Raw genomic sequence first — 24967 nt, forward strand, 5'->3', positions numbered from 1 at the left:
CGATGGCCAGCGGTGGCCAGCGGTGGCCGCCCCGTCGCGATCGGCCGGGAGAGGATCAATGTCGCGGCTGTGCCGCGTCCGGGATGGTTTGCGTGGGCACCTGCATGACTGTGCGCGTCGGATACGGCAGTGAGCATCCGACGCCCTCGACCGTCTCCTTCACGTTACGTTGCAGATCCCAATACAGACCCCAGTAGTTACCCAGCAACGACCAGACGCGCACGTTCACTATCACGGCGCTGTCGCTGACCTGCTTGACCATGATTTCGGGCGCGGGCGTGTCGAGCACACGCTGATCGTCCGACACGTGTTGGCGCAGCGCGCTCATCGCGGCGTCGAGGTCGTCGTCCAATGCAATGCCCACCGTGATTTCCATTCGACGGGTCGCGTTGCGGCTGTAGTTCGTGATCGGCTGTCCCCAGATCTGGTTGTTCGGCACGCAGACGTAAATGCCGTCGGCGTTCGTGAGCGTCGTCGTGAACAGACCGATCTCTTCGACGGTGCCCGCCACGGTGGACCCGGCCGTCACATAGTCGCCATTGCGAAACGGACGCAGCACCAGCAGCATCGTGCCCGCGGCAATGTTCTGCAACGTGCCTTGCAATGCCAGTCCGATGGCCAGGCCCGCAGCGCCGAGAACTGCAATGATGCTCGCCGTCTGCACGCCGAACTGTGCCAGTACCGCAATGATCGTGATGATGCGTACGGACCACAGCACCACCGACTCGATCAGCGGTTTGAGCGTGGCATCGAAATGTGGCGAGCGGCTGAGTGTTTTGTGAACGAAGCGGGACAAGCGCTTCGCGACCCAGAAGCCGACCAGCAGAATCACCACAGCCTGCAGGAACGACAAACCGTAGTGCAGGGCGTTGGCCGCCAGAAAACCTGTCACGGCGTCGAAAGACGTGAGCGGGGTAGTAACTTCCGCCATTTTTGATTTCTCCCTGTCCGGTGACGTTTCCGCGAGAAGTCGCAAGAAACGTCGATGAATGTGTGCCGACAAATGCGTCGATATTAAAGTTGACGCAAAGTGCGTAGATTGGTTCTCCTAGCTTGCCAGTGAACGCCGTCGAAACGTGTGAAATAGCGGACTTTCGGAATATTCCCACGAACGATTCCGGTGCTGGCCGACAGGGGGCGGCGAGCGTGCTGTGGTGACCGGTGTGCCGCCATTGGCGTGACTGTGGCGCGGCTGCTACACTGGCGTCGCCTCGTAGTAGGGAGAACCCCGTTTGATCAATGCCTTCGTCATCCATCATGGCCGCCTGCAACAGGTGACTTGTGACCATCCCAGCGATCTGGCCAGCGTTTCGCCGGTCTGGGTCGATCTCCACAGCGAGTCCGAAGAGGAACGCCGCTGGGTCGAAGAGGCCTACAAGGTCAAGCTGCCCTCACGTGACGAAGTAACGGATATCGAAGCTTCGGCGCGATATTACGAAGACGATGACGGCGTCTTGCACATCCGCACCGATTTTCTACTTGACGACGAAGAGCAGTCGCGCAACGTGCCTGTTGCGTTCGTGGTGGTCAAGGATCTGCTAATTTCCGTGCACGACGAAGATCTGCCGGTGTTTCGACTGGTGCGCATGCGTGCGCGGATTCGTCCCGGTTCCGTGCGCGATGCCATGGATGTGCTGCTCGACCTTTACTCGACCGACGCCGAATATTCGGCCGATTCGCTCGAAGGGGTGTATGCCGCACTCGAAGAGGTCAGCAAGCGGGTGCTGGGCAAGAACCTCACCGATGCGGACGCCGCCAAGGCACTCGAAAGCGTTGCCGCGCAGGAAGACTTGAACGGGCGCATTCGCCGCAACGTCATGGATACGCGACGGGCGGTGTCGTTCCTCATGCGCGCCCGCATGCTGAAGGACGAGCAATATCAGGAAGGCAAGCAGATCATGCGCGATATCGAGTCGCTCGATAATCACACCGCTTACCTGTTCGACAAGATCAACTTCCTGATGGATGCCACGATCGGCTTCATCAACATCAACCAGAACAAGATCATAAAGATCTTTTCGGTGGCCGCCGTTGCCTTCCTCCCGCCGACGCTTATCGCCAGTATCTACGGCATGAACTTCCAGATGATGCCGGAGTTGAGATGGGAGGTCGGATACCCGTTCGCCCTGGGTCTGATGATCGTTTCGGCCATCGCGCCGTTCCTGTATTTCCGCTATCGCGGCTGGCTGGATTGATGTGCGAAGGCCAGTGCAACGCTGGCTTTCGGAAAGTCCGCAAGGGGACGGCCGCCGAGCAGGTAAAATGGCGGCCTTGCTGGATCGAACCAGACTCGAATCACTCTCCGTCGGATTACCACCGCCGGAACCCCGCCGGAACCCGTCATGACATTCACCGAAGCTCTCAACGCCGCCTGGACGCGCAACAACTCGCTGCTGTGTGTCGGCCTTGACCCCGAACCGTCGCGTTTCCCTGCGCATTTGCAAGGCAAACCGGACGCGATTTTCGAGTTCTGCCGTCAGATCGTGGACGCGACCGCCCCCTATGCCAGCGCCTTCAAGCCGCAGATCGCTTATTTCGCTGCGCATCGCGCCGAAGACCAGCTCGAACAACTGATCGCGCATATTCATGCAGATCATCCGGGCCTGCCGGTGATTCTCGACGCCAAGCGGGGCGATATCGGCAGTACCGCCGAGCAATATGCCCGCGAAGCGTTCGAACGTTATCGCGCGGACGCCGTCACGGTGAACCCGTACATGGGCTTCGATTCGCTGGAGCCGTATCTCGCGCATGCCGACAAGGGCGTGATTGTCCTGTGCCGGACATCGAACCCCGGCGGCAGCGATCTGCAATTCCTCGATGTCGACGGCAAGCCGCTGTATCAAACGGTGGCACGACTGGCGGCAGGGCCATGGAACACCAGTGGTCAGATTGGTCTGGTGGTTGGCGCTACGTTCCCGACGGAGATCGCGACCGTGCGCAGCATCGTCGGCGATATGCCGCTGCTGATTCCGGGCGTTGGTGCGCAAGGTGGCGATGTCGAGGCGACGGTGACCGCCGGCCGCACCGCCAATGGCGCAGGCATGATGATCAATTCGTCGCGCGCCATCATTTACGCGGGCAGCGACGAGCACTTCGCCGCCGCCGCCGCCGCCGCCGCACAGAAGACGCGCGACAGTATCAACGCCTATCGCTGAACCATCGCGGAACAACGCGAGATCGGTGCCTGACGCGTCGAGCTTCGAGCACCCAAAAAAAAACAGCGCCTCGCGAATTCGCGGGCGCTGTTTTTCTATTGGCTGCGTTGGATTACGCTTCGCCCTTGTCGAGCAACTCGATCACGCCGCGTAGTGCGTATTGCGCCGCCTGACTGCGCACCTGCGTGCGGTCGCCCTTGAAGTGCTTCGTCTCGACGATGGTGGTGACGCGATTGCTCCAGCCGAAGCAGACCATCCCCACCGGCTTGTCGGCCGTTCCGCCGCCGGGACCGGCGACGCCTGTGATCGACAGCGAAATTTGGGCGCGACTATTAAGCAGCGCCCCTTCCGCCATGGCGCGGGCCACCGGTTCACTCACAGCACCATGCTTGTCGATCAACTCGGGCGGCACGCCGATCATCTCGGACTTGGCCTGATTCGAGTACGTCACGAAGCCGCGCTCGAACCAGATGCTGCTCCCGGAAATATCGGTGATGGCCGCAGCGACGAGACCGCCGGTGCACGATTCGGCCGTTGCCAGCAGCAGGCGCTCATCGCGCAGACGGTTGCCGACTTTCACCGACAATTGGGCCAGAAGATTTTGTTCGGAAACCACGGGGTGACGCCTTCAAAAATTCAGATCGAGCGCCAGAGCGCAATGACGAGCAACGTGCAGAATGCGGCGACCAGATCGTCCAGCATGATACCGAGACCGCCCTTGACGGTCCGGTCGAAGTAGCTGATCGGCGGCGGCTTGACTGCATCGAAGAAGCGGAACAGCACGAATGCGACCAATTGACCGACGAAGCTCGAGGGGGTAATGAGCAGCAACACGATCCAGAACGCGACGATCTCATCCCAGACGACAGCGCTCGGGTCCTGCACGCCAAGCTTGCGTGCGGTAAAGCCGCAGATCCAGATGCCGCCGATGATGGAGGCGGCGATCAGCACCGCCCAGCCCGTCACCGTCAGGTACAGGTTCAGCACCAGATATGAGGCCCAGCCGAAAAGCGTTCCTACCGTGCCCGGTGCAAACGACGACAGACCCGTGCCGAAGCCGAGCGAAAACAGATGTGCGGGGTGCGACAGCAGGAAACGCGAGTTCGGCCGGCGCGGGCCGCTGCCCGGATTGACGGCGGCCGTTTGATCAGTGCTCATTGGAAATGGTCGAAACTTTTGAAATCGGCAGCGACGCTCGCGCCCGTATTGTCATGGAGATGCAGCATCGTTCGGCGCGCGTCGGGAAGCGCTATTGTACCGATACGAGTGACACGTATCCCGAGTTCGTCGCCAATCGCCCCGATTCGCCCGCGCTGTGTGGCATCGGCGCAGAAACAAAGCTGGTAGTCGTCGCCTCCCGCGAGGGTGCAGAGCCGCTGAATGTCTGAGGACTGCGTGCCGAGCAAGTCCGAGCGTGGCAGCGCATCGACGTCGATTCTTGCGCTCATCGAGGATCGTTCGAGAATATGTCCGAGGTCGCCGATCAGGCCGTCCGAGACGTCCAGTGCGGCGCGCGCAACGCCGCGCAACGCCAGCCCGAGCGTCACTTGCGGTTCCGGCCAATCCATTGCCCGGCGCGCGAGCGCGAGTTCACTGTCCTGCAAGGGCCACTCGCCGCGCAGCGCCCCAAGCGCGAGGCGCGCATCGCCAAGCGTGCCGGAGACCCAGATGTCGTCACCGGGTTGCGCCGCGTCCCGGCGTAGCGCCTGTGCGCCGGGCACGCTGCCAAAGACCGTCGCGCAGAGATTGCGCGGGCCGCGTGTCGTGTCGCCGCCGACGAGCGGGCAAGCGTAACGGTCCGCCAGTTCGGCGAGGCCTTGTGCAAACGGCCCGAGCCACGCCGGATCGCTGTCGGGCAACGCAAGCGCGAGCGTGAAACCCAGCGGTCGTGCGCCCATTGCGGCCAGATCCGAAAGGTTCACGGCGAGTGTCTTGTGGCCGAGCGCGCGGGGATCGACGTCCGCAAAAAAATGGCGGCCTTCCACAAGCATGTCGGTCGAGATTGCCAGTTGTTCACCCGCTGGCGGACGCAGCAGGGCGCAATCGTCGCCGATGCCGAGCGTCACGTGCTCGCCCTGGTGCGTCGCTCCGGCAAAGAAGCGGTCGATCAGAGAAAACTCGGACAGCGACGACGAGGTGGCGGGAGGTGAGGTCATGGGTAACGAGGCAGTGATACGACGCAAACCCCTATTCTAAGAGGGCGTGGCGGCTTTCCCAAGCGGGCAAACAGGCTTGGGTCTCGTTTTCAGATGCCTTCTCATACCCGTCTCGGACAACACCCTATTGGTTTTTCATCCGTTGTCCGAAAATGCGCTCAATGGTGCAATGCAACGTTGAGTTTGCGCAGAATATTCGCCACTATCAGCCTGGACTTGCTTCATTGCGAGCGTGGCCGTTATCCGTTTTTTGCATAAATGACGTGAATAAATAGGGCTACAATTCGCACTGAAAGTTTGACCCTCCTGTTCGCCAAGAGCTTCCCCTCATGCCCACGCCGATCGATCCGAAACTGCGCGAAGCTGCGCTCGAGTATCACGAATTCCCCACCCCCGGCAAAATCGCTATCGCGCCGACCAAGCAGTTGCTTAACCAGCGCGATCTGGCGCTGGCGTACTCGCCGGGCGTCGCTGCCGCGTGTGAGGAAATCGTTGTAGATCCGCTCAATGCTTCGCGTTACACGGCGCGCGGCAATCTGGTCGGCGTGATCACGAACGGTACGGCTGTGCTGGGCCTCGGCGACATCGGGCCGCTGGCTTCGAAGCCGGTGATGGAAGGCAAGGGGGTGCTGTTCAAGAAGTTCGCCAACATCGATGTGTTCGACATCGAAATCGCGGAGAAGGACCCGGAGAAGCTGGTCGACATCATCGCGGCGCTCGAACCGACGTTTGGCGCGATCAACCTCGAAGACATCAAGGCACCTGAGTGCTTCATCGTGGAGCGCAAGTTGCGCGAGCGCATGAAGATTCCGGTTTTCCACGACGATCAGCACGGCACGGCCATCGTGGTGGCGGCGGCGCTGATTAACGGGTTGAAGGTCGTCAACAAGGACCTTGCGTCGATCAAGGTCGTGACGTCGGGCGCAGGTGCGGCAGCACTCGCCTGTCTGGATTTGCTCGTGGACATGGGGCTGCCCATCGAGAACATCTGGGTGACGGATCTGGCCGGGGTCGTGTACGAAGGGCGTACCGAACTGATGGATCCCGAGAAGATTCGCTTCTCGCAGAAGACGGAAGCACGCGGTCTGGCCGATGTCATCGGCGGTGCCGACGTGTTCCTCGGGCTGTCGGCCGCCGGTGTGCTGAAGCCGGAAATGGTGAAGACGATGGCCGATAAGCCGTTGATCTTCGCGCTGGCCAACCCGAATCCCGAAATCACGCCGGAACTGGCGAAGGAAGTGCGTCCGGATTGCGTGATGGCAACGGGCCGCACGGACTATCCGAACCAGGTCAACAACGTGCTGTGCTTCCCGTTTATTTTCCGCGGCGCCATCGACGTCGGTGCGACGACGATCACGCGCTCGATGGAGATTGCGGCCGTGAACGCGCTTGCCGAGCTGGCGCGTCAGGAGCAGAGCGATATCGTCGCTTCGGCGTACGGCATCAAGAACCTGTCGTTCGGCCCGGAATACCTGATTCCGAAGCCTTTCGATCCGCGTCTGCTGGTGAAGGTCGCCACCGCAGTGGCGGAAGCCGCCATGGTGGCCGGCGTGGCAACGCGCCCGCTCGCGGATATCGACGCCTATTCGCAGTCGCTGCAACAATTCGTGTATCACAGCGGCGGTCTGATGAAGCCGCTGTTCTCGGTGGCGCGCAGCGTGCCGGCCGATAAAAAGCGCATTGCATTCGCCGAGGGCGAAGAGGAGCGCGTGCTGCGCGCCGTGCAAGTGCTCGTGGATGAGCGCGTCGCAACGCCGGTACTCGTGGGTCGCCCGGCCGTGATCGAGCATCGCATTCAGCAGTACGGTCTGCGCCTCACGCCGGGCGTCGACTTCACCGTGGTCAATCCGGAGCACGATGAGCGCTATCGCGATTACTGGGAGACGTATCACCGTCTGACGAATCGCAAGGGCGTCACGGCGTCCTACGCGCGCGTGGAAATGCGTCGTCGCACGACGCTGATCGCGGCCATGCTGGTGAGCAAGGGCGAAGCGGATGGCATGATCTGCGGCACAGTGTCGACGCCGGGACGTCACTTGCACTTTATCGACCGTGTCATCGGCAAACGCGAAGGCGGTAACGTCTATGGCGCGATGAACGCGCTGGTTCTGCCGAATCGTCAACTCTTCCTGGTCGACACCCACATCAACCAGGACCCGACGGCGGAGCAACTGGCCGAAATCACGCTGATGGCGGCGGACGAGATCCGTCGTTTCGGTATCCAGCCGAAGGTCGCACTCCTGTCACATTCGAACTTCGGTACGAGCGATGCGAATTGCGCGCGCAAGATGCGTGAAACGCTGGCAATTCTGCAGGAGCGTGCGCCGGAACTGGAGGTTGATGGTGAAATGCACGGTGACTGTGCATTGGACCCGGAGCTGCGCGCGCGCATCATGCCGGATTCGACGCTGACCGGTGCAGCCAACCTGCTCGTGATGCCGAATATCGACGCCGCCAACATTGCGTACAACCTGCTAAAGACCGCTGCCGGTAACAACGTGGCGATCGGGCCGATTCTGCTGGGCGCGGCGAAGCCGGTGCACATCCTGACGGAATCGGCGACGGTGCGTCGCATTATCAATATGGCGGCGCTGGTTGTCGCCGATGCGGCTGCGCAACAAGAGGGGCGCTGAGCCAACGACGAATCGAGCCGGTCGGGCTGTCCGGGGCGGCTGATTTGACGTCAGCACCCCGTGGTTCGCTGTGGTTTCATCCCGGTTGGCCGACGTAACGAAGAAACGCCGCTCCCCTTCGGGTGCGGCGTTTTGTTATTCGGGCGATGCATTTTTTGGCATCGTATATTTCAATGTGTGTGCTTACTGTCGTGAAAATCCCTGTATTTTCGTGAATTTGTTGAGTAGTTTGGTTGCAAAATGTAAGCCGACATTGATTCTGATGACCAATAGCGATAATCTTACGGCTTCACCCACCAGAACGGGCCGGTAGCGCAAAGCCGCGCCGGGCGACAGCTAGCTATGACAATGGCACGTTGGCTTCACCGGAGCATCGTGGCACTGACTGCGGCGGGAAGTGTCTTTCTGGGGGCTAACGCTGTGGCGCGCGAAACCGCGCCATACGTCACGGATCAAACAGCAACGGTCTCCGTTGCCGAGTTACCTCGCGAAGCGCAGCGCACGCTGACGCTGATTGCCCAGGGCGGGCCGTTTCCCTATGCCAAAGATGGCATCACGTTTGGGAACTACGAAAAGCGCCTGCCCAAAATGCCGCGTGGCTATTACCATGAATATACGGTGCCGACTCCCGGTGCCCGCAATAGAGGTGCCAGGCGCATCATCTGTGGCGGTAACCAACGTGCGGTCGAGCCGTGTTACTACACCCAAGACCACTACAACAGCTTTAGACGAATAAGGGAATGACAGCAGTATGAGTGAGCCGGTTTTCGCACAAGAACGCGGGAAAGATCTTATGGCAGATCCATTCGGTGCGGGCGAGGGCAACTTGTTCAAGCAGGTGCTGGGCCTGCATGCTGTCGCGCGGGCCGGCCATCGCCGTAGCCTATCGGAAGAGGGAGATATGAGTCTTTTCCAGGCCGTGAGGCCGAACATCGTGCAGTCGATCCGTGCATTCCGCGTGCCGGAACTGGCGGCGGAGGCCGAGCGGCTCGGACAGCACTTCCTTTATGCCAATTGCGCGCATGCTCAAAGCAAGGCGGAAGTGCTGGAGACGATCGCCACATCGTTCCTGTTCCCGAAGCATTTCGGAAAGAATTACGACGCGTTGCATGATTGTCTGACCGATCTGGTCGCCCATTGTGGGCCGCAACCCGGGTTTGTCGTCGTGCTGGAAGGCTTGCCTGTCGTCACCAAGTTCGACAAGGATGGCCGCGAGACATTGCTGGAGGTGTTCCGCGATACCGCTGAGTTCTGGAGCGAGCGTCGCGTGAGCTTCCGCGTTTTTTACTCGTTTGCCTGAGGTTCACGTAGCGTCTGACGCGAAACGTCCAGGAACATCGCTTTTGCCGCGGATAACCGTCGGTTTTTCGTGGTTTCTGTAGACGACGAAGCGCAAGAAAAAAGGTCCGCACTGCGGACCTTTTTTTCATTTCCAGTCGTTCGTTGCAAATCAGCCGGTGTGGGTGCCACCGAGGAATTGCTGGGCCAGCGACGCCAGATCCAGCGAGCCTTGTGGCAGCGAGCCGTTCGGCGTCAACTGATTGACGACCTTGGGTAGCAGATCCGACAACTCCTGCGCCGCTTCGCTTTCCGAGACGCCCGCCGAGCTTGCCAATTGCTGCAACTGACCGCCGGGGCCGAGCGCTTGCGTGACCTGATCGGCGCTGACCGCCTGATTGGCACCCGTGCCGACCCAAGAGTTAAGGGCTTCGCCCAGGCCACCCTGATTCAGAACTTGCGCGAGTCCGCCCAATCCGCCGAGTTGTCCCAGCAGACCGCCTTCCGGTGCCCCCGGTGCACCTGCCGCCGGTGACTGCGCGCCGCCGAGTAGTCCGCCGAGCAAACCGCCCAGACCGCCCGCCGCGCCGGCGCCGCCTGCTGCGCCGCCACCAAGCATGCCGCCAAGGGCGCCGCCGAGGCCGCCGAGCAAACCACCGCCTTCACCACCTTGACCCTGAGCGCCACCCGAGCGGCTGGCAATCATCGCCAGCAAGCCCATCAGCAACATGGTCTTCGTGCTGAAACCACCGCCACCGGCCTGATTGCCGGACCCACCACCGAGAATGTTGTCGAGGATACCCATGACGATTACTCCTTAAGGCTTGTGAGGCCGTTTTCTCGAATCATCGATGCCTACCATCCGCCCCAGCGAGCGGCTAACGCAGCTAGGACTGCCATGCCCGCCGTTTCGGTCCGAAGAATGCGCTCGCCAAGACGGATGGCCGAAAACCCGGCCTGCCGTGCGAGCGCTTCCTCCTGAGGTGCCAGCCCACCTTCGGGGCCGAAGAGCAGAACGCCAGGCGCGGACGGCGCGTCCAGCGGCAGCGAATCGAATCCGCTGTCTGCTCTAGGTGACAATAGCACACGCCATCCGTCACTCTTTATGACATCCCGGTCACCGAGCCACGCCGTAATTGGACGAATCGGCAGCACCTTCGGCACCCGATTTCGTCCGCACTGTTCGCACGCGGCTTGCACGAGCGCTTGCCAATGCGCGACGCGTTTGGCGGCACGTTCGCCTTCAAGGCGAATGACCGAACGTTCCGTCGCGAGCGGTTGAATTTCCGTCACGCCGAGTTCGATGGCTTTCTCGATGAGCCAGTCCATTTTGTCGCCGCCTGCGATGCCTTGCGCCAACGTAATGCGATAGGGAGCCTCAGCTTCACGACGGTCGTGCTCGCCGAGTTGCGCCGTCGCGTAACGCTTTTCCAGCGTCGTTAGTACCGCCGGATATTCGCCGCCCGTGCCGTTGAATAGCGTGAGCGTATCGCCTGTCTTCAGGCGCAGGACCTGGACGTGGCGAACAACGGTGTCTGGAAGGTCGACGTGGGCACCTGCATGCAGCGGTGCATCGATGAAAAAGCGAGGCATTCGGGCGTGAGGGCGTGGGTGAGGAGGATGTTGAGAATGGCGGCCGGTGTTGGCGTCGGGGACAGAAGCATACCCCAACGTAGCCCGGCACCTGACATTGTGGCGTGCAGGACTCTCTTCAACTGCGAGGAGCAACGGGCCGGGCGAAGCCCCACCGGTAACCGTCCGGGTCTTCCAACTGGCAGAAGCGGTCGCCCCAGAACTGGTCGCTCGGCGGCATCAGTCCCTTGGCGCCGACGGCGGTCGCGCGTGCGTAAAGCGCGTCGACATCCTCCGTGTAGACATAGAAGCTCTGCGGCGCTTCAACGCCCGAGGTGCGCGGTGTGCGCGCGGTCGTCGCGAACGCGCCTTCGGGGGCGAACATCAGGATCAACTGTCCCTGATAGAACATTTCGACGTGCATCACTGCGCCGTCGTCGTCCACCATGTCATGCACGGAAAAGCCGAATGCCTGCTCGTAGAACGTGGCGGACGCGCGCGCATCGCGAACGGTCAGATACGGCGTGAGCCACGGCACGTGGGATGGGCGGGGATCGGACATCGTTTTGCTCCGTTGGGGCCGTCGGCGCGCGCAATCGATGGGGGGCCGACGGTCTTGGCAAGTTCCCAATATACAAGGAACGCGTATCCGCTTCATCCGTTGCGCGCGACGGCGCAACGGATCACGCCCGATCGGTGCTGTAACGAGAACAGCGCCGGGCATTACGAGCCGATGGAGCCGAGGATGGCGCTCAGCTCCGGCGGGATATCGAACAGCGCGGCGTGACGGGCAGGCGAATAGTGGCGCACGCCTTCGAGCGCCGTTGACGACGGATTCGTTGTCGGTGCGTCGAAATCGTTCGCTGAGAGTGAATGGCTGGCAATCGCAAGTGCCCATTGCGTGCCGTAGAGCGGCACATAGGCGGTCATCGGCAAGACGCAGGCGAACACCGAGCGCAGCGCGTCGAGCATGCGACGCACTTGCGCGCCCTCGAACCACGGCGCACCCAGTTGCAGGGCGATGCCCCCGCGTGGGCTAAGCAAGTCGCGAACTTTCGCGAAGAATACGGCATCGTGCAGCGACGCCGCATCGCCGTCGGCTTCCGTCAGATCGAAGACGATGGCGTCGAAGTGTTCACCGCGTGCCAGTGCCGCGTCGACAAGATCCCGTGCGTCGCCGATGACGAGCGTGGTGCGGGGATCGTCGAATGCGCCGTCGGCCAGCGCCGGCATGTGTCGAAGGATGGCGTCGGGCACTTGCGCGTCGAGTTCGGCGACGACAACTTCCCGTACGCTTGCATGCCGCAGCGCTTCACGCGCGGAACCGCCGTCCCCGCCGCCAAGGATCAGCACGCGTTGCGCGTTGCCATGCGCGAGCAGCAGCGGATGCACCATGCACTCGTGGCAGATGTGGGCGTCGGCCAGCGATGCCATGAAGCGGCCGTCGAGCCGATACGCGCGCCCGAGTTCGCCGAACGCCAGCAAATCCAAGATTTCGATGTGCTGGTGAGGTGACGTTGTGGCGTACACCGGCGTCGCAGCGAATGTATAGCCCGCCCACGGCCCGAGCGGTGCCCCGTAAGACGTTGTCAGCTGGGCGGGCGCGGCCGCCGGGGTGTCCGGTTGGTTGGTGGAGGTGTCGTGTTTTTCGGGCATTGGCAAGACAACTTCCTCTAATTTGTGGCGATCGCATCACTTCTTCGCATGATTCCACGTTCCCGCTGGTTGAGGAAGTTCGCCGTGAACGACCCGGGCAGGGGGCGATTCTGGTAAAATCTTGGTCTTTTCCCGCATTTGAATTTCGCGCGGCAGCTCGCGGCAACGGGGCACGCCCGCTCTTCCGGCTGGTCACCATGACGAACTCCTCTCCTGCTACAGCTGCGCTGATGGCCTCTGCTATTCGCGTCCTTTCCATGGATGCGGTCCAACAGGCCAACTCCGGTCACCCTGGCGCGCCCATGGGCATGGCCGATATCGCGGTCGCTCTGTGGGGCCGCCATCTCAAGCACAACCCCACCAATCCGCATTGGGCCGACCGCGACCGCTTCGTGCTGTCGAACGGCCACGGCTCGATGCTGATCTACTCGTTGTTGCATCTGACGGGTTACGATCTGCCGATTGAAGAGCTCAAGCACTTCCGCCAACTGCACAGCAAGACACCGGGGCACCCGGAAGTGGGCATCACGCCGGGCGTCGAGACGACCACGGGCCCGCTGGGTCAGGGCATCACGAATGCTGTCGGCTTCGCACTCGCCGAAGCGCTGCTCGCCAAGGAATTCAACCGTCCGGGCAACGACATAGTCGACCACTACACGTACGCGTTCCTCGGCGACGGTTGCCTGATGGAAGGCATCTCGCACGAAGCCTGCTCGCTCGCGGGCACGCTGCGTCTGAACAAGCTCATCGCGCTGTACGACGATAACGGCATCTCGATCGATGGCGACGTCGAATACTGGTTTGCCGACGATACGCCGAAGCGTTTCGAAGCCTATGGCTGGAACGTGATTCGCGGTATCGACGGTCATAACGCCGATGCGGTCGACGCGGCCATCGCGCAAGCCAAGAAGTCCGATCGTCCGACGCTGATCTGCTGCAAGACGCTGATCGGCAAGGGCGCACCGAACAAGGAAGGCGGTCACGACGTGCACGGTGCGCCGCTGGGCGCCGACGAAATCGCCGCGACGCGCGCCGCGCTCGGCTGGAATCTGCCGCCGTTCGAAGTGCCGGCCGACGTCTATGCCGCATGGGACGCCAAGGCGGCCGGTCAGCAGGCCGAAGCTGCGTGGAACGAACGTTTCGCCGCCTATCGTGGCCAGTTCCCGGCGGAAGCTGCCGAGTTCGAGCGCCGCATGAAGGGCGAACTGCCCGGTGACTTCAAGGCGGCCGCTGCCGCCCTCATCGCCAAGACCAACGAAAAGGCCGAGACGGTAGCAACGCGTAAGGCGTCGCAACTCGCCATCGAAGGACTCGCCGCCGTGCTGCCGGAATTCCTGGGCGGCTCGGCAGACCTGACCGGCTCGAACCTCACGAACTGGAAGGCCAGCAAGGCCGTGCGCGCCAATGCAGACGGCGTGCAGTTCGGCAATCACATCAATTACGGTGTGCGCGAGTTCGGCATGAGCGCCATCATGAACGGCATTGCGCTGCACGGTGGTTACATTCCGTTCGGCGGCACGTTCCTGACGTTCTCCGACTACAGCCGCAATGCGCTGCGTATGGCTGCGCTCATGAAGCTGCGTTCGATCTTCGTGTTCACGCACGATTCGATCGGTCTGGGCGAAGACGGCCCGACGCACCAGTCGATCGAGCATGTCTCGAGCCTGCGCCTGATTCCGCAAATGGATCTGTGGCGTCCGTGCGATACGACGGAAACGGCGGCGGCTTGGGTGGCTGCGGTGGAGCGTCACGACGGTCCGTCGAGCCTGGTGCTGAGCCGTCAGAACCTGCCGTTCGTCTCGCGCAGCGATGCGCAGATTGCCGATATCCGTCGTGGCGGCTACGTGCTGCGCGATGTGGCCAATCCGCAGATCATCCTGATTGCGACCGGCTCGGAAATGGATCTGGCGCTCAAGGGCGCCGAAGCGCTGGCGGCCGAAGGGATTGCCGCACGTGTCGTGTCCATGCCGTCGACCAATGTGTTCGATCGTCAGGACAAGGCCTACCGCGAGAGCGTGCTGCCGCGCGGCGTGCCGCGTGTGGCCGTGGAAGCCGGTGTGACGGCGTTCTGGCATAAGTACGTCGGCCTGGAAGGCGGCGTGGTCGGCATCGATACCTTTGGCGAGTCGGCTCCGGCCGGCGTGCTGTTCAAACACTTCGGCTTCACCGTCGACCATGTGGTCGCGACGGCAAAGTCCGTGCTTGGCTGATTTCGTTAGACCTTACGGAGATACCCCCATGACCATTCGCGTCGCTATTAACGGCTACGGCCGTATCGGCCGCAACGTACTGCGTGCCCACTACGAAGGTGGCAAGAAGCACGACATCGAAATCGTTGCCATCAACGATCTCGGCAATGCACAGACGAACGCCCACCTCACGCAATACGACACGGCGCACGGCAAGTTCCCGGGCACGGTGTCGGTCGATGGCGACTTCATGATCGTCAACGGCGACAAGATCCGCGTGCTGGCCAACCGCAACCCGGCCGAACTGCCGTGGGGCGAGTTGAACGTGGACGTCGTGCTCGAGTGCACCGGCTTCTTCACCACGAAGGAAAAGGCCAGCGCTCACCTGAAGGGCGGCGCGAAGAAGGTCATCATCTCGGCCCCGGGCGGCAAGGATGTGGACGCGACGGTCGTGTTCGGCGTGAACGAAGGCGTGCTCAAGTCGACCGACACGGTCATCTCGAACGCTTCGTGCACCACGAACTGCCTGGCACCGCTGGTCAAGCCGCTGCACGACAAGATCGGTCTGGAAACGGGCCTGATGACGACCGTTCACGCCTACACGAACGATCAGGTGCTGACGGACGTCTATCACGAAGACCTGCGTCGCGCCCGTTCGGCCACGATGAGCATGATCCCGACGAAGACGGGTGCGGCTTCCGCCGTCGGCCTGGTGCTGCCGGAACTCAACGGCAAGCTCGACGGCTACGCCATTCGCGTCCCGACGATCAACGTGTCGATCGTTGATCTGTCGTTCATCGCCAAGCGCGACACGACGGTCGACGAAGTCAACGCGATCCTGAAGGAAGCTGCCGAAGGCCCGCTGAAGGCCATCGCTACGTACAACACGGCACCGCTTGTGTCGGTCGACTTCAACCACAACCCGGCGTCGTCGAACTTCGACGGCACGCTGACGAAGGTGTCGGGTCGTCTGGTGAAGGTCAGCTCGTGGTACGACAACGAGTGGGGCTTCTCGAACCGCATGCTCGACACGACCGTTGCGCTGATGGCTGCGAAGTAATCGCCGGTATCAGAAGTCAAAAAAGCCGCTGTCGTGAGACAGCGGCTTTTTTATTGGATTTGCAATCGTCCGGGGTTAGCGGCTCACGCGCTTCGCTTGCGCGCCATGCCGACGATGGTGCCAATAATAGCGCCCAGAATCAGTCCGGCCAGGCCGAAGTACAGTTTTCGAGGGTAAGCTGCTTGCGCGTCCACGCGAATTGCGCTGACAATTCGCGTGTTATAGGACTGGTCCGGTGCGAGAAGCTGCGACACGCGATAGCGGCTTTCGTTAAGCGTTGCGCGCTCTGTGCGGCTGCTTTGCAAAGCGCTCAGTGCCATCACGGAATCCGTGTTTTTCGAATTTGCCAGCGCGGCATTCAGATCCGTCTGCGCCTTGGTATTCGAATCGATCGCCGCATCAATGACGCTGAGTTGCTGCTTCGGCAAAGCCCGCGCACGCTCGAGGATCTCGGCGTGTTCGGCGATGATCTTATTCGAAGCGACTTGCAGAATCTGTTCAGCTTGCTCTGCCGATGTTCCCCGGGCCGATACCTCGACGTAGACCGTACCCTGGATCGGTCTGGCTTTCAGTTCTTTCCATGCGACGGTTTTATGCAATGCGCTCGAATTGCCCTTCAACTCAGGAAGGATTTCGCCAGCAACGCTCTCCCGAAACGTGCCGAGCAATACCCGACCGACGGTTTGCTGGACAGCCTCAATCAGTGGGCCGTCAGGGCCAACGACGGGTGATCCCGCAGCACGTCCGATCTGCAAGGTAACTTTCCCCTCCCATTGCTTTTGGATGACGAAAGTGCTGCCAATGCCGATCGCCGCTCCCACGATTGCTAGTCCGGCTATCAACTTCAAATTGTTGCGGACAAAGCGGACAACGTCCGGGAATGAGAGTTCGTCTGCGTCGCTCTGTGCCATGTCGTTGGGCAATTCTCTGTGGTTCATAGGAGGGGCTGCTATTAATACAGGCTCGTCAAAACGCAAGCAGCGTATCAACGTGACCTACGAGGAGAGGTATTGTAAACGATGCGCACCGACGCTTGATTCCAATCGGTGGCAATTGAGAGGAAAAAGCCCAGAATGCCTTCGGTGGAAGGCATTCTGACACAACAGGTTTTAATTCTTTTGACGGTGGGGGCACGGATCCTTCGTGCAACTGCCGTACATGGCCAGCGAGTGCTCCTGGAGTGCGAAGCCGCGCTCCTTCGCAATCAGCTTCTGGCGGCGTTCGATCTCGGCATCGAAGAATTCCTCGACGCGTCCGCAGTCCATGCACACGAGGTGATCGTGATGATGGCCTTCGTTGAGTTCGAAAACGGCCTTGCCGGATTCAAAGTTGCTGCGCGACAATAGCCCGGCCTGCTCGAACTGGGTCAGGACACGGTAAACCGTGGCCAGGCCGATGTCGAGATTTTCGCCGAGCAGATGACGATATACGTCTTCAGCGGTCAAGTGGCGCACCTCACTGTTCTGGAAGATCTCCAGAATCTTGAGGCGCGGAAGCGTGGCTTTCAGTCCGATATTTTTCAAATCGGCGGGATTCGGCATCGCTCTACGTCCCTAGAGTACAATACAGCCCCAATAATAATGCCTTTTTGCCTTGCCCGGGCGCAAACCGGGGCAAACGGGACGGTTGTGCCGTCAACGGGGGCGATGTGGCGGCGCGCCCGGCGTGCCGGATTCAAGTTCGATCTTTTTGAAAGCGAGTCAGATTTGCGTCGTTATCTCTCCCTTCCGTTCTCCGTCTGCGCAGCCGCGGCATTCCTTGCCCTGGCTGGCTGCTCGACGTATGACAGCGTGACCGACAAGGTCATCGGCGTGGTCACGCCGTATCGAATCAACATCGTTCAGGGCAACTTCGTCTCGAAGGAAGCCTATGAGCAACTCAAGGCAGGCATGACGCGGGATCAGGTGCGCCAGTTGCTCGGCACGCCGCTGCTCACCGACATCTTCCATGCGAATCGCTGGGATTACGTCTTCTACTTCAAGCGCGGCAACGCGTCCGTCGTTCAGGAACGTCACCTGAAGGTGTACTTCGAAGGCGACACGCTGGCACGTTGGGAAGGCGGCGAAAATCTGCCGACCGAATATCAGTTGGTGCAGGAAATCGACGGCCAGAAGGGCAAGACCGTGAAGACGGATGCGCCTGCACCGTCGACGGCGAGCGCCGCAGCTGCCGAAGCCGCCGCACCGTCGCCCGACGCAGCAGCAGCGGCACCGACCGATGTGGCGACCGTCTCGACTGACGCCGCCGCCAACGTCACGGCCGCAGCCAAGCCCGCTCCGACGGCGCAACCGAGCGCCCCGGCACCGCGCGCCAGTACTTCGAGCTCGGCCGGCACGGGACTGGTTCCGTCGCCTCGCGTGACCTCCGGTGGCGGTCTGTTCTCGATGCCCCAGTAAGCGGCTGAAAGCCGGTAGAAAGACGACGAAAGACTCACCATGATGAAGATTGCGATTGCAGGGGCCTCCGGCCGTATGGGCCGGATGTTGATCGAAACCGTGCTCGCGGCAGACGACGCTGAGCTGGTCGGTGCACTCGACCGTGAGGGCAGCCCGGCGCTTGGCATCGATGCCGGCGCGTTCCTCGGCCGCGACACCGGTGTGAAGATCACCGCCGATCTCGACGCTGCTCTGGCCAATGCGGAATACCTGATCGACTTCACGCGCCCGGAAGGCACGCTGACGCATCTGGCGGCCGCGCAAAAGCACGGCGTGAAGATGATCGTCGGCACGACTGGTTTCTCGGAAGAAGACAAGGCGCTCCTCGCAAAGGGCGCAGAACAGGTCGCCGTCGTGTTCGCGCCGAACATGAGCGTGGGCGTGAACGCCACGTTCAAGCTGCTCGAAATCGCCGCGAAGATCCTGAATACCGGCTACGACATCGAAATCATCGAAGCCCATCACCGTCACAAGGTCGATGCCCCGTCGGGCACGGCGCTGCGCATGGGCGAAGTCGTGGCTGAAGCGCTGGGTCGCGATCTGAAGGAATGTGCGATTTACGGCCGTGAAGGCGTGACTGGCGAGCGCGATCCGTCGACGATCGGTTTCGCGACGGTGCGCGGCGGTGACATCGTCGGCGATCACACGGTGCTGTTCGCCGGGATCGGCGAGCGTATCGAAATCACGCACAAGTCGTCGAGCCGCCTGTCGTATGCGCAAGGTTCACTGCGCGCGGCGCGTTTCCTCGCGCAGCACAAGACCGGTCTGTTCGATATGCAGGACGTGCTCGGTCTACGCTGATCGGCATAGGTTCCACCGGGCGGTCAGCGGTGCTGGCCTGAGCGCTCCAAGGGCGTCAGGTTGTGCAGATCAGGCACCGCAGGCCCGTCCCGGATGCCGCCATCGCGGCGCGCTCCACCGGCGGTCGTACGACCGCCCCGCCGGATCGGAAGCGAAAGTGACACAAAGGTCACACCCCCTCGCCAACGTCACGCCGAATCCACTTCCGGCGGCGTTATAATCATGGTTTTCCCCGGATCTGCCCCGTATTTCCTGCGTACCGCGCATCCCGATGACGCGTACCAGCCGGGCCAAAACCGAGCCGAATCCTATCCGCCGACCCATCATGCAAGAAAAATACGTTCCCGCCGACGTCGAAGCCTCCGCCCAGTCTCACTGGCAGGCGATCGATGCCTACAAGACCACCGAGCGCGCGGACAAACAGAAATTCTATTGCGTCTCGATGCTGCCGTATCCGTCGGGCAAGCTGCATATGGGGCACGTGCGCAACTACACCATCAACGACGTGATGTACCGTCAGATGCGCATGCGCGGCTATAACGTGCTGATGCCGATGGGTTGGGATGCGTTCGGCATGCCGGCGGAAAACGCGGCCATGGCCAACGGCGTGCCGCCGGCCAAGTGGACGTACGACAACATCGACTACATGAAGAAGCAGATGCAGGCGATGGGTCTCGCGATCGATTGGTCGCGCGAAGTCGCCACCTGCAAGCCCGAGTATTACCGCTGGAACCAGTGGCTGTTCCTCAAGATGCTGGAGAAGGGCATCGTCTATCTGAAGACGGGCACCGTGAACTGGGATCCGATCGATCAGACCGTGCTCGCCAACGAGCAGGTGATCGACGGCCGCGGATGGCGTTCGGGCGCGCTCGTCGAGAAGCGCGAAATCCCGATGTATTACATGCGCATCACCGAGTACGCCGACGAACTGCTCGGTGACCTGGATGACCTCGGCTGGCCCGAGCGCGTGAAGGTGATGCAACAGAACTGGATCGGCAAGAGCTTCGGCGTGAACTTCGGCTTCCCGTACGAACTCGACGGCGAGCAAAAGCTGTTGCGCGTGTTCACCACGCGCGCCGACACGATCATGGGCGTGACCTTCGCCGCGATTGCGGCCGAACACCCGCTGGCGACGCGTCTGGCGGCCGATCGCCCCGACTTGCAGGCCTTCATCGCCGAATGCAAGCAGGGTGGCGTGGCCGAGGCCGACATCGCCACGATGGAAAAGAAGGGCATGCCGACGGGCTTCTTCGTCACGCATCCGCTCACGGGCGACAAGGTCGAAGTCTGGATCGGCAACTACGTGCTGATGGGCTACGGCGAAGGTGCTGTGATGGGCGTGCCGGCGCATGACGAGCGCGACTTCGCGTTCGCTCGCAAGTACAACCTGCCGATCAAACAGGTCGTTGCCGTGGAAGGCGAGACGTATTCGACCGACGCCTGGCAAGCCTGGTACGGCGAGAAGGAAGGCACGCTGATCAACAGCGGCAAGTACGACGGTCTGGCCTTCGCGGCCGCCATCGATGCCATCGCCGCCGATCTCAAGGCGAAGGGCGCTGGCGACAAGCAAGTGACGTTCCGCCTGCGCGACTGGGGCATCTCGCGCCAGCGCTACTGGGGCACGCCGATCCCGATCATCCACTGCGACACCTGCGGCGCTGTACCGGTCCCGGAAAAGGATCTGCCGGTCGTGCTGCCGGAAGACCTCGTGCCGGACGGCACCGGCAATCCGCTCGCCAAGTCCGAAGCGTTCCTCAAGTGCGATTGCCCGAAGTGCGGCAAGCCGGCACGCCGCGAGACGGACACGATGGACACGTTCGTGGATTCGTCGTGGTACTTCTCGCGCTACGCCTGCCCGGACGCCGAGACCATGGTCGACGAGCGCACCAATTACTGGATGCCGATGGATCAGTACATCGGCGGTATCGAGCACGCGATTCTGCACTTGCTCTACTCGCGCTTCTGGACCAAGGTCATGCGCGATCTGGGCCTCGTGAGCTTCAAGGAACCGGCGCAGAACCTGCTCACGCAGGGCATGGTGCTCAACGAAACGTTCTACCGCGAAGACAAGTCGGGCAAGAAGACGTGGTTCAACCCGCTCGACGTTCAGGTGCAGTTCGACGACAAGGGCCGCCCGGCGGGCGCCACGTCGAAGGCCGACGGCGCAGACGTGACGCTCGGCGGTATCGAGAAGATGTCGAAGTCGAAGAACAACGGTGTGGATCCGCAGTCGCTCATCGACCAGTACGGTGCCGATACGGCACGTCTGTTCGTAATGTTCGCAGCCCCGCCGGAGCAGCAACTCGAATGGTCGGGCGCGGGCGTGGAAGGCGCGAGCCGCTTCCTGCGTCGTCTGTGGGGCTTCGGTCAGTCGCAAGCGGCGTTGCTGCGTCAGACGGATGCTGCCATCGATACGGCCAATCCGGCCGCTCAGGCGCTGCGTCTCGAGATCCACAGCGTGCTCAAGCAGGCCAACTACGACTACCAGCGCGTGCAGTACAACACGGTAGTGTCGGCTGCGATGAAGATGCTCAACGCGATTGAGAGCGACAAGGGTGCGGCGGGTGCCGGCGCGGTGCGCGAGTGCTACGGCATTCTGCTGCGCGTGCTGTACCCGGTTGTGCCGCACGTCACGCACGGTCTGTGGGTCGAACTGGGCTATGCCGCGCAATCGGGCGACCTGCTCGACGCGTCGTGGCCGGAAGTTGACGAGGCCGCACTGGTGCAGGACGAAATCGAACTCGTGCTGCAAGTGGCGGGTAAGGTGCGTGGCTCGGTGCGCGTGGCGAAGGATGCTTCGCGCGAAGCCATCGAACAGGCAGCACTTGCGCACGAGATGACCGCCAAGTTCGGCGAGGGTAAGCCGGTGAAGAAGGTCATCGTCGTGCCGGGTCGTCTGGTGAACGTGGTGGTCTGAGCGCGATCAGAGAATGCGGGGGCGGCAGTTGCCGTCCCGGGTCGGTTGATGACGTTTGGTGAGAAGAGGGCACATCACGTGCAAATGACATCCGGGCAACGAGGCGTCGGTGTGACGCGCAGGATTTTCGGCTGGATCGCGCTGCTGGGTTGCGCACTGACGTTGTCGGCGTGCGGCTTCCAGCTGCGCGGCGCGAGCGAGTACGCTTTCCATCGTCTGTACATTTCGGGCGGCGGGTCGATGGGCGTCGATATTTCGCGCTATATCCGCTACGGCAGTAAGGGGACGGTGGTGGTGACAGAGCCCAAGGAAGCGGATGCCCGTCTGGAAATCGTTAGCGTGACGGCCTCGCGTACAGCGGTCAGTCTGGATGCGAATGGCCAGGCACGTGAATACGAGATGCGAAGTGCGTACACGTTCCAGCTTGTTACGCCTGACGGCAGACCGATTATTCCGCTCACGACGATTCGCTTGGTGCGCAATCTTCCCTATAGCGATAGCGAGTCGACCGCGCGTGATACGGAGGCTTCGTTGCTCAATCGCGACATGCAAAAGGATGCCGTCGATCAGATCATCCGTCGTATGGAAGCTGTGAAGTCCATGCCGGAAGCGAAGCCGGAAGAGTAACAACCGGACCCGCAGCACTACAGAAGTCCGATAAGGAAAGCCACACCGCCGCCATGCAATTGCGCCCCGACGCGCTCGACGCGCACCTCGCCAAGACGCTCTCGCCGATCTACACGATCTATGGCGACGAGAGCTTGCTCGTGCAGGAGGCGGTGGACCGCGTGCGTGCGGCGGCGCGTGCCAGCGGCTACACCGAGCGCGACGTACTCAGTGTCGAGCGAAGCTTCGATTGGGGCGCGCTCGCCAACGCGGGACAGTCCATGTCGCTGTTCGGCGACAAAAAGCTCATCGAATTGCGCATCCCCGGCGGCAAGCCGGGCAAGGACGGTGGTGCTGCGCTCAAGGCGCACGCCGAAGCGGCCAACAGCGATGTGCTGACCATCATTACGCTGCCCCGGCTCGACGCCGCGGCAAGCAAATCCGATTGGTTCACGTCCCTCGACCGGGCCGGTGTGACGGTCAAGGTCGATCCGGTCGATCGTGCACGTTTGCCTGACTGGATTGCGCAGCGACTTTCTGCACAGGGGCAGCGGGTCGAAGCCGGTGAGCCGGGACGACGTGTCCTGCAATTCATCGCCGATCGCGTCGAAGGCAATCTGCTCGCGGCGCATCAGGAAATTCAGAAGCTCGGTTTGCTGTACCCGGCGGGTGCGCTCGCGTTCGAACAGGTGCAGGACGCTGTGCTCAATGTGGCGCGCTACGACGTCTTCAAGTTGAGCGAAGCGGTGCTCTCGGGCGACGTTGCGCGGCTGGCGCGCATGCTCGACGGGCTGCGCGGAGAAGGCGAGGCCGCGCCACTCGTGCTGTGGGCGCTTACCGAAGAGGTGCGCACGCTCGCCAAGATCACACGTGGCATGGCGTCGGGCAAACCGCTCGCCATGCTGCTGCGCGAATACCGTGTCTGGGGCCCGCGCGAACGGCTGATGGAGCAGGCCGTGGGGCGTGTCACAGCACCGATACTCGCGCAAGCCCTGCAACTGGCGGCGCGTCTGGATCGCCAGGTCAAGGGCCTGCGCGCAGAAGGTCTGCCGAGCGATCCGTGGGACGGCATGCTGCAACTCGGCCTGCTGCTCGTCGGCGAGCGACCGCCGGTGGCGCGCGCCACTCGCGCCGCGCGCCCAGCACACGCCTAAAATCGCTCAACGCGTCCGGTCACGGCGGGAATGCCGCTCACCGCGCCCGGCATCCCGACATCCCGAATTCTCAGAACCACGATATGGACATCAAAGCCTACATGCAATCGCTGGGTCAGCGCGCCCGCGAAGCATCGCGCGCCATGGCGCGTGCCGACACTGCCGCCAAGAACCGCGCCCTGCTCGCCATTGCCGACGCCATCGAACGCGACGGCGCGAAATTGCAGGACGTGAATCGTCGCGACCTCGAACGCGCGCGCGCTAATGGTCAGGACGCCGCCTTCATCGACCGTCTCACGCTGTCGGACAAAGCACTGCGCACGATGATCGAAGGCCTGCGCCAGATTGCCGGGCTGTCCGATCCCATCGGCGAGATCAGTAACGTGCGTGTGCAGCCGAGTGGCATTCAAGTCGGTCAGATGCGTGTGCCGCTGGGTGTGATCGGCATCATTTACGAGTCGCGTCCGAACGTCACCATCGACGCTGCGGCGCTTTGCCTCAAGTCGGGCAACGCCACCATTCTGCGAGGTGGCTCGGAAGCCATTGAAAGCAACACGGCGCTGGCGGCGCTGATCGCGGAGGCGCTCGCTTCCACGGGCCTGCCCGGCGACGCCGTGCAGGTCGTGAGCACGCCGGACCGCGCCGCCGTGGGCGAACTCATCACCATGACCGAGTATGTCGACGTGATCGTGCCGCGCGGTGGCAAGAGCCTGATCGCACGCCTGATGCAGGACGCGCGCGTGCCGATGATCAAGCACCTCGACGGCATCTGCCACGTCTATGTCGATGGCCGCGCCGATCCGGTCAAGGCACTGGCGATCTGCGAGAACGCCAAGACGCATCGCTACGGTACGTGCAACACGATGGAGACGTTGCTCGTCGATCAGCAGGCCATCGATCAATTGCCTGCCATCGCTCGCATGTTCCAGAGCAAGCAGGTCGAGCTACGCGGTTGCGAGCGTACGCTCGCCGCACTGACTGCAGCCGGTGTGAGCGGCGCGATGGCTGCGACCGAGGAAGACTGGTCGACGGAATATCTCGCGCCGGTGTTGGCGATCAAGATCGTCGACGGCATGGCACCCGCCATCGCCCACATCAACCGTTACGGCTCGCACCACACCGACGCCATCGTGACGGAGAACTACACCGACGCCATGCAGTTCCTGCGCGAGGTCGATTCGGCGAGCGTGATGATCAACGCCAGTACGCGTTTTGCCGACGGTTTCGAATTCGGTCTGGGGGCGGAGATCGGCATCTCGAATGACAAGCTGCACGCACGCGGCCCGGTCGGTCTCGAAGGGCTGACGAGTCTGAAGTACGTCGTGTTCGGGCACGGCGAAGTGCGTCACTAATGG

The 24967-nt window shown here is 62.0% G+C and carries 23 protein-coding genes; 13 read left to right on the forward strand and 10 right to left on the reverse strand.

Features of this window, described 5'->3' with window-relative positions; translation table 11 throughout:
• Nucleotides 1-55 precede the first annotated feature (55 nt).
• Entirely contained in the window at nt 56-931 is an 876-nt protein-coding gene (locus PAN31117_RS06010) for a mechanosensitive ion channel family protein (protein WP_150737398.1), read from the reverse strand.
• Nucleotides 932-1232: 301 nt separating this feature from the next.
• Here PAN31117_RS06010 and corA point away from each other — a divergent pair, with 301 nt between their 5' ends.
• Together corA and pyrF are read left to right on the forward strand one after the other, a co-directional pair.
• Nucleotides 1233-2195, forward strand: coding sequence for a magnesium/cobalt transporter CorA (corA, locus tag PAN31117_RS06015; RefSeq protein ID WP_039393240.1), 963 nt, complete (start codon nt 1233-1235; stop codon nt 2193-2195).
• A gap of 147 nt (nt 2196-2342) precedes the next feature.
• Entirely contained in the window at nt 2343-3155 is an 813-nt protein-coding gene (gene pyrF, locus PAN31117_RS06020; protein WP_150737399.1) for an orotidine-5'-phosphate decarboxylase, read from the forward strand.
• Between the two features lie 112 nt (nt 3156-3267).
• Here the strand turns inward: pyrF and PAN31117_RS06025 are convergent, their stop codons facing one another.
• From PAN31117_RS06025 to thiL, 3 genes are read right to left on the reverse strand one after another with little or no spacing between them, the layout of a single operon-like run.
• Complete coding sequence (locus PAN31117_RS06025) at nt 3268-3771, reverse strand: CinA family protein (protein ID WP_150737400.1); 504 nt, start codon at nt 3769-3771, stop codon at nt 3268-3270.
• A gap of 20 nt (nt 3772-3791) precedes the next feature.
• The gene (locus PAN31117_RS06030) at nt 3792-4313 is read right to left on the reverse strand and encodes a phosphatidylglycerophosphatase A family protein (RefSeq protein ID WP_150737401.1); all 522 of its coding nucleotides are present in this window, start codon (nt 4311-4313) and stop codon (nt 3792-3794) included.
• The gene (gene thiL, locus PAN31117_RS06035) at nt 4310-5311 is read right to left on the reverse strand and encodes a thiamine-phosphate kinase (RefSeq protein WP_150737402.1); all 1002 of its coding nucleotides are present in this window, start codon (nt 5309-5311) and stop codon (nt 4310-4312) included. Before thiL ends, PAN31117_RS06030 begins: the two co-directional genes overlap by 4 nt.
• Nucleotides 5312-5640: 329 nt before the next feature.
• On the opposite strand from thiL, the gene PAN31117_RS06040 reads away from it, so the two are divergent.
• The 3 genes from PAN31117_RS06040 (at nt 5641) to PAN31117_RS06050 (ending at nt 9244) form a co-directional block, all read left to right on the forward strand.
• Complete coding sequence (locus PAN31117_RS06040) at nt 5641-7944, forward strand: NADP-dependent malic enzyme (protein WP_150737403.1); 2304 nt, start codon at nt 5641-5643, stop codon at nt 7942-7944.
• 348 nt (nt 7945-8292) lie between these two features.
• Nucleotides 8293-8688: a guanyl-specific ribonuclease gene (locus PAN31117_RS06045; protein WP_150662207.1), complete on the forward strand. Its 396-nt coding sequence runs from the start codon at nt 8293-8295 to the stop codon at nt 8686-8688.
• A 7-nt stretch (nt 8689-8695) separates the two neighbouring features.
• Nucleotides 8696-9244: a barstar family protein gene (locus PAN31117_RS06050; RefSeq protein ID WP_150737404.1), complete on the forward strand. Its 549-nt coding sequence runs from the start codon at nt 8696-8698 to the stop codon at nt 9242-9244.
• A gap of 150 nt (nt 9245-9394) precedes the next feature.
• On the opposite strand, the gene PAN31117_RS06055 is transcribed toward PAN31117_RS06050, so the two are convergent.
• The 4 genes from PAN31117_RS06055 to PAN31117_RS06070 form a co-directional block, all read right to left on the reverse strand.
• Nucleotides 9395-10027, reverse strand: coding sequence for a YidB family protein (locus PAN31117_RS06055; protein WP_150737405.1), 633 nt, complete (start codon nt 10025-10027; stop codon nt 9395-9397).
• Nucleotides 10028-10077: 50 nt separating this feature from the next.
• Nucleotides 10078-10815: a 16S rRNA (uracil(1498)-N(3))-methyltransferase gene (locus PAN31117_RS06060; protein ID WP_150737406.1), complete on the reverse strand. Its 738-nt coding sequence runs from the start codon at nt 10813-10815 to the stop codon at nt 10078-10080.
• Between the two features lie 118 nt (nt 10816-10933).
• On the reverse strand, nt 10934-11356 hold the full coding sequence (locus PAN31117_RS06065) for a VOC family protein (RefSeq protein WP_150737407.1): 423 nt from the start codon (nt 11354-11356) through the stop codon (nt 10934-10936).
• A 161-nt stretch (nt 11357-11517) separates the two neighbouring features.
• Nucleotides 11518-12450, reverse strand: a complete 933-nt coding sequence (locus tag PAN31117_RS06070) for a spermine/spermidine synthase domain-containing protein (protein WP_150737408.1) — start codon at nt 12448-12450, stop codon at nt 11518-11520.
• Between the two features lie 197 nt (nt 12451-12647).
• On the opposite strand from PAN31117_RS06070, the gene tkt reads away from it, so the two are divergent.
• Entirely contained in the window at nt 12648-14660 is a 2013-nt protein-coding gene (tkt, locus tag PAN31117_RS06075) for a transketolase (protein ID WP_150737409.1), read from the forward strand.
• A gap of 28 nt (nt 14661-14688) precedes the next feature.
• Entirely contained in the window at nt 14689-15699 is a 1011-nt protein-coding gene (gap, locus tag PAN31117_RS06080; protein WP_150666548.1) for a type I glyceraldehyde-3-phosphate dehydrogenase, read from the forward strand.
• 83 nt (nt 15700-15782) lie between these two features.
• Here the strand turns inward: gap and PAN31117_RS06085 are convergent, their stop codons facing one another.
• Nucleotides 15783-16637: a GumC domain-containing protein gene (locus PAN31117_RS06085; protein WP_150737410.1), complete on the reverse strand. Its 855-nt coding sequence runs from the start codon at nt 16635-16637 to the stop codon at nt 15783-15785.
• 171 nt (nt 16638-16808) lie between these two features.
• On the reverse strand, nt 16809-17240 hold the full coding sequence (gene fur, locus PAN31117_RS06090; RefSeq protein ID WP_039393197.1) for a ferric iron uptake transcriptional regulator: 432 nt from the start codon (nt 17238-17240) through the stop codon (nt 16809-16811).
• Nucleotides 17241-17405: 165 nt separating this feature from the next.
• On the opposite strand from fur, the gene PAN31117_RS06095 reads away from it, so the two are divergent.
• The 6 genes from PAN31117_RS06095 to PAN31117_RS06120 all read left to right on the forward strand — a co-directional run bounded on the left by PAN31117_RS06095 (nt 17406) and on the right by PAN31117_RS06120 (nt 24964).
• Nucleotides 17406-18095 carry an outer membrane protein assembly factor BamE gene (locus PAN31117_RS06095; protein WP_246188937.1) on the forward strand — a complete coding sequence of 230 codons (690 nt, stop codon included), beginning with the start codon at nt 17406-17408 and terminating at the stop codon, nt 18093-18095.
• A gap of 42 nt (nt 18096-18137) precedes the next feature.
• Nucleotides 18138-18935 (forward strand): 4-hydroxy-tetrahydrodipicolinate reductase, encoded by a 798-nt coding sequence (gene dapB / locus PAN31117_RS06100; protein ID WP_150737726.1) that lies wholly within the window; start codon nt 18138-18140, stop codon nt 18933-18935.
• Nucleotides 18936-19260: 325 nt separating this feature from the next.
• A complete protein-coding gene (leuS, locus tag PAN31117_RS06105) occupies nt 19261-21852 on the forward strand; it encodes a leucine--tRNA ligase (RefSeq protein ID WP_150737411.1) in 2592 nt (863 codons plus the stop codon).
• Between the two features lie 111 nt (nt 21853-21963).
• On the forward strand, nt 21964-22479 hold the full coding sequence (locus PAN31117_RS06110) for an LPS-assembly lipoprotein LptE (protein ID WP_174990848.1): 516 nt from the start codon (nt 21964-21966) through the stop codon (nt 22477-22479).
• A 53-nt stretch (nt 22480-22532) separates the two neighbouring features.
• Complete coding sequence (gene holA, locus PAN31117_RS06115) at nt 22533-23612, forward strand: DNA polymerase III subunit delta (protein WP_150737413.1); 1080 nt, start codon at nt 22533-22535, stop codon at nt 23610-23612.
• An 83-nt stretch (nt 23613-23695) separates the two neighbouring features.
• A complete protein-coding gene (locus tag PAN31117_RS06120) occupies nt 23696-24964 on the forward strand; it encodes a glutamate-5-semialdehyde dehydrogenase (protein ID WP_150737414.1) in 1269 nt (422 codons plus the stop codon).
• The last annotated feature ends 3 nt before the right edge of the window (nt 24965-24967 follow it).

This window comes from Pandoraea anapnoica (assembly GCF_902459765.1).
In the GTDB taxonomy this organism is placed as follows: Bacteria; Pseudomonadota; Gammaproteobacteria; order Burkholderiales; family Burkholderiaceae; genus Pandoraea; species Pandoraea anapnoica.